This window comes from Leptospira bouyouniensis (assembly GCF_004769525.1).
GTDB classification, from domain to species: domain Bacteria; phylum Spirochaetota; class Leptospiria; order Leptospirales; family Leptospiraceae; genus Leptospira_A; species Leptospira_A bouyouniensis.
On the sequence record NZ_RQFT01000002.1, the window covers coordinates 1 to 12064 of the forward strand.

At 33.4% G+C, this 12064-nt stretch carries 8 protein-coding genes and 1 pseudogene; 4 read left to right on the forward strand and 5 right to left on the reverse strand.

Annotated elements, in window-relative coordinates:
* Positions 1-78 precede the first annotated feature (78 nt).
* From EHQ43_RS01285 to EHQ43_RS01305, 4 genes are all read left to right on the forward strand, one after another.
* Complete coding sequence (locus tag EHQ43_RS01285; RefSeq protein WP_135769934.1) at positions 79-2961, forward strand: RNA-directed DNA polymerase; 2883 nt, start codon at positions 79-81, stop codon at positions 2959-2961.
* Positions 2962-4088: 1127 nt separating this feature from the next.
* Positions 4089-4892 (forward strand): HNH endonuclease, encoded by an 804-nt coding sequence (locus tag EHQ43_RS01295; protein WP_167481737.1) that lies wholly within the window; start codon positions 4089-4091, stop codon positions 4890-4892.
* 694 nt (positions 4893-5586) lie between these two features.
* A complete protein-coding gene (locus EHQ43_RS01300) occupies positions 5587-5970 on the forward strand; it encodes a hypothetical protein (RefSeq protein WP_135769937.1) in 384 nt (127 codons plus the stop codon).
* A gap of 569 nt (positions 5971-6539) precedes the next feature.
* The gene (locus tag EHQ43_RS01305) at positions 6540-7439 is read left to right on the forward strand and encodes a hypothetical protein (protein WP_244242584.1); all 900 of its coding nucleotides are present in this window, start codon (positions 6540-6542) and stop codon (positions 7437-7439) included.
* A gap of 148 nt (positions 7440-7587) precedes the next feature.
* Here the strand turns inward: EHQ43_RS01305 and EHQ43_RS01310 are convergent.
* From EHQ43_RS01310 to EHQ43_RS01325, 5 genes and pseudogenes are all read right to left on the reverse strand, one after another.
* Positions 7588-8160: pseudogene (locus tag EHQ43_RS01310) on the reverse strand (ATP-binding protein); the annotation flags it as partial.
* Between the two features lie 12 nt (positions 8161-8172).
* Positions 8173-9549, reverse strand: a complete 1377-nt coding sequence (locus tag EHQ43_RS01315; RefSeq protein ID WP_135769940.1) for an AAA family ATPase — start codon at positions 9547-9549, stop codon at positions 8173-8175.
* Between the two features lie 786 nt (positions 9550-10335).
* Positions 10336-10530 (reverse strand): hypothetical protein, encoded by a 195-nt coding sequence (locus EHQ43_RS01320; RefSeq protein WP_135769941.1) that lies wholly within the window; start codon positions 10528-10530, stop codon positions 10336-10338.
* 54 nt (positions 10531-10584) lie between these two features.
* A complete protein-coding gene (locus tag EHQ43_RS19790; RefSeq protein ID WP_279631051.1) occupies positions 10585-10713 on the reverse strand; it encodes a hypothetical protein in 129 nt (42 codons plus the stop codon).
* A gap of 148 nt (positions 10714-10861) precedes the next feature.
* Positions 10862-12001: an ATP-binding protein gene (locus tag EHQ43_RS01325; RefSeq protein WP_244242585.1), complete on the reverse strand. Its 1140-nt coding sequence runs from the start codon at positions 11999-12001 to the stop codon at positions 10862-10864.
* Positions 12002-12064: the final 63 nt, after the last annotated feature.

The window sequence follows — 12064 nt, forward strand, 5'->3', positions numbered from 1 at the left end:
AAACCAAGAAAGGTTACCAAAAAGTATTACCCTTCTCCTGACGCATGAACGTTAACCATGTCTTGAAGTCATACCTAAATGATTACAAAAAATAACATACAAGAAGCTTACGAGAAATTAAAATATTTCTCCTTCTATGATAAGACATTCGTTCATTTAAAAGAACAAATAATCGAATTCGAAAGTAAAGATGCAAAAAAGAAACTGAGCATACTTGCGGACAATTTTAATATAAAAAAAGAAGATTATTTCCAAAACTTAATCAATAAAATACAAATACATGTAACTCCAAAAGGAATCGAATGCGAAGATGATAAATATGATTTCGTATCTGTTTTATCTGGAAACGAAAGAATAAAAATAAAATCGTTAAACTACTATATTAAAGCTCCAATAGAAATACATATTTTGAATATCTTATGGATTGGTTATTCATTAATCAAGCTACCAAACATAAACGAAAAACACATTTTCGCAAATAAGTTAGATATCAATTACGCTGGTAATCTCAAGAATGGTAAAAAAACATTTATACCATACTTTGAAAATTATCAGTCTTGGCTAAATAATGCACTTACGACAAGCGAATCTCTTGCAAAAGAAAATAAAAACTTTATAATAATAAGTCTAGATATTAAAAGATTTTATTATTCAATACGCCAGACTATTAAAGAATTATCAGGTGAACTGGAATCCAATTATGAATTCAAAAATTATCTCACCAGAATTAACGTTTCGGTTAACAAAAAATGGGATTTACTTCTCGGAATAAACCAGGATGAATCTGTATTCTCTTTGCCAATAGGTCTTTTGTCTTCAGGTATATTGGCAAACTATTATTGTAAACATATCGATGAAAAAATTCAATCAACAGCAGGAATTAGATACTATGGAAGATACGTTGACGACATCATTATAATTAAAGAAATAAGCAAAAAAACGAAATATACTAATTCTAACAAAATAATCTCAGATCACCTAGTAGATCCAAAAATACTCAGCAAAATTCCAAACAATGACAATTATGTTTTTACTGATAATCATAATTTAGAAATTCAACCTGAGAAACTAAAACTTTTTTTATTTAGTGGAAAAAGTAGCTTAAAGCAGATTGAATTAATTAAAAATGAATTATTAAAAAATTCAAGTGAAGTCAACTTAATCCCTGATATGGAAATGGTATACAAGAATCTTGACAAAATACCATTCGAAATCAAAGCAAATGATAAACGATTTAAGCTTCGCGATATTCAATCTATCGAAAACAATAAGTTTGAAGTATCGAAACTACTTTCACAAGCAATCTATATTCAAAAATATTGTGACGTAAATTTAGAGGAAAAGCAAAAATTATTTAGAAATCTTGATAAAATTTTTAAAGGGAAATATATATTAGAATATAGAAATCTTTGGTCAAAATATTTAGTATGTTTAGTAATTTTCGAACGCCAAACAGAACTTCTAAATTTTATAAACCGAACTCAAAAATTGATTTCAAGGATAGTCTTTGATTCCGAAATTGAAAAGCCTCAAGTTATCGAAAGTCTTAAAAACGAATTTATTATTTCCCTCAATCTAGCTTTATCTGGCAATTTCGAATTTCATAAAAAGATCAAACGTAGAATCCTACGGAGAAAGAGTTTTATTTCCTCCGACTCAATTTATAATATTATTACAGAGAAAACGTCCGATGAATTGCTAACAAATTACAGAAGATCATATTTTCTTGATCCAGTATATTATAGAATGGAGGGGATATTCCTATTCGAAGAATATTTCGATCAATCAATAAATCTGTATTCATATAATCTTTCGGAACGGAGAAATTTGACTTTCAGAAAAGGAGATTCTTGGTATTTATATTTCCCAAGATATATCAAATACTGGGAAATATATAATGGATTCTATCTAATTTCATTATTCAGAAATCAAACTGAAAACATCATTTACTCTACCTTAAATAGAATCTCTTTAAACTTATACTGGAAACTCAACTTTAAACGATTTTTCGATCCAACTTTTCTAGAAAATGTTCTTAAAAAGCAGTATATAAATACAAAACCAGAATTCTTCGGAGATATTATGATAAATTCCTTTGATGCAAAATTTTCCGAAAAAACAAAATCTTCACTTTATGTGGCTGTACCTAGTTTCAAAGTAACGGAAGACCACTTAAAAGTTTCTCTAAAACCAGATTATAAAATTTATTTACAGACATTTGTGCAGTTTTCAAAACTTTTAAACGAAATAAGCCAAAAGAAAGTAGATTTTCTTACATTTCCAGAGTTATCTATTCCTCATCAATTTCTAGGTGCTTTAGTTAATTTTTCAAAGGATTTCCAAACGACCGTCTCAGCAGGTTTAGAATATATAATAATAAATAATACAGTTTATAATATTTCAGTAACAATAATACCGTCGCAAAATAGTAAATTTAAGTTTGCTAATATATTTTTCAGAATTAAAAACCATTACTCTCCTGAAGAAATTAAAACCATTGAAGAAATAGAATTATTGCGACCGGTTTTAAAAAAATCTATTTACTATTTATTTAATTGGAATTCAGTTACTTTTACTCTTTTTAATTGCTTTGAACTCTCTAATATTTCACATAGATCTTTGTTTAAAGGTAGAATAGATTTGATTTTCGGAATATTACTTAATAAAGATCGATTTTATTATGATAGTATTGCGCAATCTACTGTCCGTGATTTGCATTGTTTTTTATTAAATGTCAATAGTAGCAAATATAAAGGTACTTTTTTACTCCAACCAACAAGTAGTGATTTGATGTATCTAGCAGAATTAAAAGGTGGTATTGACCCCTATTTTCTATTAGAAACGGTCAAAGTAAATGAATTAAGAAATTTTCAAATCAAATATTTGTCTGGTTATAGAGACGAGAAACCAAAATACAAGCCATTACCACCTGACTTTACGATGGATGAAAAACGAAAATAATTTGTTACGTCGGCTAACTACGACTTACCGCTTCGCTTCGGCACAAGGCCTCGCTAGTCCTTAAGTCCCATCGGGACTCTTAGTCGGGGGATCTGAGTTATTCTCACTAAATTAACTTCTAAAAATAAATATCAAATCTATGAAACATTCATTCTTAAGGCTCAGAAATATCAATATTTCCAATATTGTATTAGTTATGTTAATCTTACAATTCACAACACTCCATTCTGAAAAAAAAGAAAAGCCAATTGATTTCACACAATATGAATTGAAAGAAAATTATTACATAGATTGTCCCAAGAAAAGAGAATGTTTCAAAAATTGTGCAAACAACTATGTTGCAATGCCTGGGCACAGTTTCGATAAGTTCAATACTATTAACCAAATTAAAATAAGGGACTGCACTAGCAAATGCCAAGAAGTAATTTGTACAGCAAATCAGAATTAACCTTCTAATGTATAATTATTAATAACCTTTTATCTAAGAGGAACCATTTGCTCTTTTATTTTAAACCACTGTGGCCAACAGCACGGAAACGTTACACTTAGCAACTTCGACTTTAGGATTCTATCCCAAGCACTCCCCTACTGATCTATCAAATTTGTACCGTAGGGAAGTAGGTTCGAAGCAAACCTCATTTATTCTAGTTCGACTTGCAAAATTTTTGAGAGATTGAAACTTCATTTCAAAGATAACATGAAAGGCAAAAGCGTTAAACTTACACTCTTACTTTTGCTAACTTTGAGTATTCCCGTTTCGTTTGTTCTCTCAATAGCAGTTGGTACAACCATGAAATATGAAACAGAACTAGGTCAATTCCCTACATACATTGACCCTGCTTCCATTCCAAACGACCCGGAACAACAAAAAGTTTTTCTAAATGAAATACACGAAAGCCTCCTTTTTCAATATCATCTACTTAGAATTTGGTGGCTACCAGCATCAATTCTACTAGTAATTCTCTTTTTCAGTACTCTTAAAAAATAAAAAGCGAATCTAAAATTGATTCCATTTGTGCCAAAAGCGCACTCATGTTAATTATTATGTTTTAGGTACTAAGGCCTCACTTTTGGCAAACATTTCAACAGAATTACTCACTAGGACGGTCATCTGGTAATAAATGAATATGATAGATTTAAAAATAGGACAAGAGATTTCAAATGAACAATTAACGAAGATATTTGAAGTCGGTAATATGGGAGGAATGAGAAAAAGTTTAAAAAATAATCTTTTAGTTCTCATCTCGGATCCATACAAAGGATTTTATACAGACCGATGGGATGGAAATGTATTATATTACACGGGAACGGGTAAAATAGGTGATCAAAAATTAGAAAAACAAAATGCCGATTTAGCTGATTCAATTAGAACTGGGTTGCAAATACACTTATTTGAAGTTTTTAATCCCAAAAAATATTTCTACCATGGAAAAGTTAGATTTACTGGTGAATTATTAAAAGAAAAGCAGAAAGATATCGAAGGAAAAAATAGAGAAGTAATTATCTTTCCTTTAGAAAAAATTGAACACAACTACCTAGTAGAACTTGAATATTTAAAACATAAAGAGAATTTATCAGATTCAGAAATTAATAATAAGAGTTCAACAGAAATCAAACAACTCCTGGATAATTATAAACCAAAGCCACCTAGCAAAAGACTAATTTCATCCATTTTTTATGAAAGAAATTCGATTCTAAAAGAATACGTTAAAAGAAGGGCTGATGGTAAATGTGAACTCTGCAACTGTAATGCACCCTTCTTAGATAACAAAGGAATCCCTTTCTTAGAGGTACATCACATTATCTGGTTATCAAGAAATGGTGAGGATTCAATTGAAAATACTGTAGCACTTTGTCCAAACTGTCATAGAAAAATGCATATTCTTGAAGACAAAAATGATATGGAGAAACTTTTACGAATCTCAAAATAATTCTCAGACGGCACATAACAACGATTTTCTAAATCATTATAGGCCTATGCTATGATCAAACGAGTTTAGCATTTTTTCTTTTCTTACCTCTCTCTCCAACATCCAAACCCGCTTCTGTAACTCATGGGGCGGAGCTATACCCTCATAGTTTTTCCACTTCCAATCTTCACTCCCTTCCCCACCGCAATGACCCCCTACTACTCCTGAATGTCGCAGTCGATTCTTGGTTCAAAGAAAATCGAGTTCGATCCCAATTTTTTTCTTCGTACTATTTTCCTAAAAAAAAAATTTTTTATGCTAAAAGCTAAATGGATTCCTCTGTAATTGAAATCCATATCTCCAATGATCCCGAATGGAAACGCATATGCGAAACTCCAAGCCATTCCTTACCCTTGCGAATACGGACGGAATCAATCATATATTTACATTAATTTCTACCAATATCGATCATCCGATGAATCAGCTTTTTACATTCTGAAATGATAAAATTTTATTAAAATCTACCTTCCCCACTTCAATTTTTGATGAAAAATTGCCAATTTTCACCCAAACAGAACGAATTTTGAAGAAAACTTAAAAAAAATCCCCATTTCCCAAATTTTTTTCAATAAATATCGATAAATTGCAAAAGGAGTTCTCCGATATCCGAAAACTTTGTAAAATCTAGGTAATTATAAGTACTAGGAGAATAGATATGGAAAATCTATTAGAAACAAAAGAAGAGAGTATTCTGACTCAAGACCAAATTCAAAATGCTGTGATGATTATCCAGGCATTGCATAAAAGAAAAGATAGCTTCCAGATCCTTTTCCCTGAACTATCAGCCGAAAAACAGAATGCTCTGCACTTTATAAGTGAAGGGAAAAGCTATCGTGAGGCTGCAGTGATAATAAAAAGGAATCATACGATCATTACCCAATGGGCCAAGAATGATCCAAAATTCAAAAAGGCACTTGATGAAGTTAAAATGGAGATCCAAAAATCCATTCGCCTGAAAGAGATGCTAAGTCAGGCAGTAAATGAAATGAAAACCTCCACTTCACAAAATAATGAAGATTTGAGGACCCAAGTCATTTAATAGACTCACTCTTTTCAGATTCCCTGATTCCTTTTCAGGAGATCTATTGTAGTTGCAGCAATTGCAGCACATAATGCGCGTTTGTGTAAGTGGGGGTTTCTCCGAGTATATACTCGGAAGAACCCCGGAAATAAAAAAATCCATCTGACAAATCCCAATACTAAATGCATCAAATGCAGCAGTATGGAATCAAATTGCATAAGTTTATTATAATAATATCAATTACCGAATTTTTAAGACCCCGTTTTATGAAGTTAATAATTTGAGATTCTAAAAATTTTTTTCGTACAGCAAAAATGAAAAAAATTCCAAAAATATGCGATATCGGTTCTCCGATATTCGATTTTTTTATAGAATTTAGTCAAGGCGATCACTTGGCGACCTAAAAGCCCTCCTTTTGAAAACCCCAGAAAGTGCGATGACCCAAAGTCTTCGTGATCTGTTGTCGGACTTTCGAAGTTTTAAAAGCGGGAGGGCCGTATATGGTCGAGCTATGTCTACAGGAATTAGCGGAAGAAAGGTTTAAGAGAAACAGGATAGTCAATATCTGCGAAGGAAGATGGGATAAATTGCAAAGAGAGTACGGAAAAGAATCAATGAACATAAGGCATGTTAAACGAGTCACGAACAGAATCACTTGGAATTTTCTTAAGAAGTACAATAAGAAAAACCATGAGGTATATAGCAAGATTGGATACATGGGATATGCATTCACAATAAAGAGAGGTGATAAAGAAGCGGATATGAAGGAATTGAAAGTGGCACTTCAAAAAGCATTAAAACAAATAAATTTTGAAGTTTACGGGTATAATATTTATGGATTAGAAATACCTATCATGACCTTTGAAGGCAATGGAATCGATGGTAAATACAATCCTCACCTCCATGGTTATGTTTTAATCCCGAAAGGAGAAGTGAGAAACTTTAAAAGGATACTAAGAGTAGAACTAGCGAAATCATTGATCAATCTCCCAAAACTAAATGGTCCTAGAAGGAAGCCAAATAAGCTATGGATGCAGAAAATAAAAGGAGATGGTATCGCATACTTTGGATATTGCGGACGAGAAGAATCACCTGAACATGGACAAGAAATGGATAAACTTGATTGGGATTTGTCTTCCTTTGGATTTGTATCAGAACCAAACCACAAAAGGAGCAAACGCCTCATGAAAAGGATTTATCGCAGATTCCCTGAAACAGAACTCAATTCTGAATTATTCCATCGCGTCATTTGCATGTTACACTGGATTCATAAACGAAAGTCTATGCCTTATTATTTAAAAACTTTCATTCCTCCTTTTGAAACATTCAGTTTCCCTAAGGAACAAAAGAAAAAAAAGAAAAGTTCTAACCCATACCAAACGAAAGAACCGATTCTCAGTAGCATTCCAATTTCAGACACGAATTCCCATGATCAAATCATTTGGAACCAATGCAGCACCCCCGGAAATTCAATCCCTGTGAATTGAATCCCTCTGCTGTATTTGGTGTAAAAATTCGACAATTTCGACAAATTCGACAGTAAACGAGTCGGTTTTGTCGAATTTTAGAGATGGATTTTACTTTCTAATCGATATTAGGTGCTGAAAATGATGTACGATTCTAAATCAGAAGTGATTAAAATCCAATCGACTTTATATTCGTGTTTGATTTGAAAGACACTTCTGACTGAAGACATGTGATCACTTCCTCCGTTGAAATTTCGTTTGGTCCTCGAAATCGAAATCGGTTCCAGACGGCGCGTATATCCCCCACAGTGAGTTCAGGTATGTCTTTAATCGTTTCTTTCTCTATAAAAGTAAAAGTTTCCTTGAGTAGTGGGAAGTATTTCATTACAATCAAAACTTTATCTTCTCTCCTTAATGGTTTGAATTCCCCTTTCCATGCAAACCTTCGCATAGCCGCTGGATCAAAGTCTTTCATAAAGTTTGTTGATGCGATAAAGATTCCTTTGAAGGTTTCCATCCAGGTAAGAAACTCATTGGTTTGTGAAATTTCCCATGAACGACTCGCGAGATCTCGACTTCGAAAAAAACTATCTGCTTCATCCAAAAAGAAAATAGATTTTTTCATTTCCGCTTGTTGGAACGCACGTGCGATGAGTTTCTCTGTGACGCCAATATAAGGACTTTGTAAATCGGATCCACGTTTCTGAATTAACTCCAGATCATGTTTCTTTGCTAAATACCTAACAAATTCCGTTTATCCAGTTCCTGGTTTGCCATAAAACAATAAACATAAGGAACCCAAGTTTGATTCTTCTGAATCGTCCCATTTGTTTTGAAACTCTTCTATTAACTTCTCTAAATCCATTAGATTCGCATCTACATGTAGGATTGTAGGATCATAAGGAGTAGAAGACAAAAGTGGTTTTTGAATCTTACCTTTTGTTAAATGTGTGTGTTTGTTCATCACATCTTTTATCACAGAAAGGAACTGATCATCTGATGACTGACTGCAAATCTTTTTGGCCGCTTTGACAACCGTGGAAATCCCTCCTACTCCCGCAGGATAGGTATGTGCAAGACTTTCTATTTGTTCTAAAGACAACCTGTTTTTAACCTTTTCGATCTCCAAAATTCGATTCCAATAGTATAATCGTTGTTTCGGTTCAGCAGGAAAGAATTCGATGCTATAATCAAATCGACGAAGAACCGATTCATGGATGGTGTCAGATTCATTGGTGATGATGATGAGTTTTCCATTCATTTGGTCTAAAAATTCATTCATCCAAATTTTTTTCTCAGGTACCTTTTCGTTATGGAATCCGTTGCTTCCTCCTCCTTCATTTAGAATGTCATCGGCTTCATCAAATAACAAAACACTTTTGGATTCTTTGGAGAGAGTGGTTCCCACAATCAGTGCAGTTCTTTTTTCTTCGATATCCTCTGCTTTGTGATTGTTGATTTTATAAAGATTTCGTTTTACTTCAGAAACTAAACTCTTTGCAAATTCTGTTTTTCCGGCGCCGGGGGAACCATAAAATAAGATCTTACAAGGCCCTTCATCTTGTAACAAGGATACCAAACGAGACACATCCTTCTTGGAAAAGATAAACGAGGAAATTGGATGTGTTTCTTCATTGATTCGATTCAAATAATTCAATCCGTATGTTTCTTGTGAATCATCTGTTAGAAAATTAAAAAAAGAATCCCGAATCTCCACTGGGTCATCTTTTTCATGTAAACGAGAGATAACTCCAAATTTGATTAATTTTGTTTCCGCATGGATCATTTGAACGTATTCAGAGCGACCAAGTCCAGCTACCCTTTTTGCAATTAAATGTAAGATATTGGAATTTAAAGAACGGCTAATCCAATCATCAAAACTAGAAAACTCCATTCGAATGAATAAGAATAAAATGAATTCTATATAATTTTCTGATATACCTAGTATTTGGAAGGTATTTTGAATCTTTCGATACAATTTGGCATCGTATAAATAAAAATCCGATTTGATTCGAATGCTTTCTAATTTTAATAAACGAAAGATCTGTTTTCTACCATTTGGAAATCGCTTACAAAAAGTATTGGTATCATTTTCCAAATCTTCGGATAGATATTCTGTGCCTTGGGACAATGATAAGGTTCATCCCAATAACGAGATTTTCGACGTCGATAGTGGTCTTCATCCTCGTTATTCATTGCCCTCAATTTTTTTTCATCTGGTTTGAAGACGGTATCAACAAGTGCCTTTTTTGCATGTAAGTCATACATGTCAAAAAGTGGTTCCGTTCTATTTTTACCAAAGGAATCAAAATTGCTGATTATTTTTATGATAAAGTGATGAAGTAATTGGATGTGTTCTTTTTCTGAAGAATCAAATAGAGATTCTTTTATCTTTCGTTTGGGCATTTTCCATCTCCTTTCTATAGGGAAAGGATACAGGTTTTGAAATTCGAATTCGGAATAAGTTCTTCCGAGAAGGGGAAAAAGCTGGATTCAAAATTAACTCGTTATTAATCTATAGAAATCAGATACTATTCTATCATAAATAAAATCCATGAGTTTAATTTTGAAATGTTCATTACTGATCTTTGATTAATGTTTTTTATAGCTTGCCAGTTTATGGTTCTAAACAGATTCAACCAGGCATGTCAGAGGAGGAAACAATCGAAGTATTATACGAATTATGCAGATATTATCCTGTTTCATCAACTACCTTACTTTATAGACTCAAGAGGTAGGTAGAGCCGGAGAGAGTCTGATTGTTAAGTATTTCCGACCAGAACTTATGAGCACGAAAACAAAGTTAGTTATAGTAAGGGATGCTTGCAGAATTGGCCATATATCCTTGAAATAGAAGAGAACTTGGAAAAATCTAAGCGAATGAAGGCATCTCGGCCTCCATTCGATTGAAGTATGTTTATTCCTTTCTTGTGATTTGTAAATACCCGCTTGCTAAGATGAGTAGAGCAGATACCAAAGTCACCAAGGCAACTTTATTGAATCCTGAATCAATGATCGTATAGACCAATGAAATGGTAGAAATCACTCCCACTGCGAGTACGATCAAAGATGCCGATAAGGATTGGCTATTGTTAGGATTGATTACATTCAAAATTGTCAACGGCGGAACAGCAAAGGCACCAAGTAAAGTGAGGGCAGATAGTATTTAACCAGTGCTAATACTTGCTGTTTGGTTGAACATAGATCCCATTGCAAAACCAAATAAGACAATTGCCGATGTTGGTAAAATGATGACGGATCCAAAAATACCGCCATATAGTTTCAATGCTTTCATTCAAATTCCTCTTTAAATTTGTAGATTTGTTTTCATGTTGGAATCATTTCCAACATTTGAACAGCGTTGAATCTAGCACGATCAATATGGTTTGTTCGGAAATTCTTTTTCCGATGATACAAAACGAAGATATTTCTAAACTTCCAATTTAGACTAAGCCAAGTTCCTTACAAAATTTAATATAGGGAATGACTCTTCCACTTGCATTTGAACCGAAATCATTCTTCCCAAGGTGCACTTGATAAAACTCTGGAATTTTAGTTCTTGCTCTGAAATATTCAATATGCCGACTTAAAGTTTTATCACCTGTTTTGCATTCGACTGCAAAGATTGGAACTTTGTTTTTTAGAACGACAAAGTCAATTTCTCTTCCATCTGTATCTCGTAAATATCTGACCTCCATAGGGAAGCCTTGAGTGTCCGTAATGAAATGGCAATACTTGAGTAAATGGCTTGCGACGAGATTTTCAAAGCGAAACCCGTTTTCTTCCACTTGGGACCAATCCCACATATATAATTTTTTCAACTTCTTTACTGCCCTAATTTTCGGAGTTCCATAGGGAGCTATCGTAAAACAATAATAAAGTGAAGAAAGAGCCTCCACCCATCTTTCTACCGTAGGTTGAGAAACAGACAAATCCTCCGCTAAGCTTTTCAAGGAAAGTGGAGATCCAACTCTTGTTGGCAAAATTTCAGATAGTAACAAAAGTGAAGAGATATCTTTTATATTTTCTAAATCTCGAATATCTTCAGAAGCAACCTTAACCATACGGTCATTCTGCCAAATCCGATGTTCGTTTTCATTTTGCAAAAATAAGGGCTCTGGAAATCCTCCAAACTTCATAAGCAAATCTAAGTCGGATTGATTTGGATTTTTACCCATCTCCGTGACAGAAAATGGATGTAATCGAAAATAACGATATCTTCCGTGAAGGGAGTCTCCGCCTTTTCGAAATGTATCAAGTCTTGCTGAGCCTGTTACTATAAATCGATTATCCTCAAAATGCTTATCATATAAGCCTTTTATCAGATTTCGCCATTTGCTATATTTGTGGATTTCGTCTAAAACAATCGTTTTGCTCTGACTTAAAGGAAGTTGGTCTTTCAGAATCAAAACCTTATCGCTGTTTAGATCCCAATTCAAATAACCAGGATTTTTAATGGAAGGTGGTTTCAAGAATTGTAGCGCAAGCGTTGTTTTCCCAACTTGCCTAGGACCTCCAATAAACAACATTTTTCGATTTAATATGTCCTCTAAATGGGGGTGCAGGTACCTGAGTTTTTTCATATTAACTTTAAACTACTCATGAGTGTTTTAAAGTCAATATTAAACTACTCATTTTTATCTACC

Excerpts from the sequence above, each read along its gene's own strand:
- EHQ43_RS01285 (WP_135769934.1), top strand. The coding sequence starts at position 79 with ATGATTACAAAAAATAACATACAAGAAGCTTACGAGAAATTAAAATAT.
- EHQ43_RS01295 (WP_167481737.1), top strand. The coding sequence starts at position 4,089 with ATGATAGATTTAAAAATAGGACAAGAGATTTCAAATGAACAATTAACG.
- EHQ43_RS01300 (WP_135769937.1), top strand. The coding sequence starts at position 5,587 with ATGGAAAATCTATTAGAAACAAAAGAAGAGAGTATTCTGACTCAAGAC.
- EHQ43_RS19790 (WP_279631051.1), bottom strand. The coding sequence starts at position 10,713 with ATGAAAGCATTGAAACTATATGGCGGTATTTTTGGATCCGTCATCATT.
- EHQ43_RS01325 (WP_244242585.1), bottom strand. The coding sequence starts at position 12,001 with ATGAAAAAACTCAGGTACCTGCACCCCCATTTAGAGGACATATTAAAT.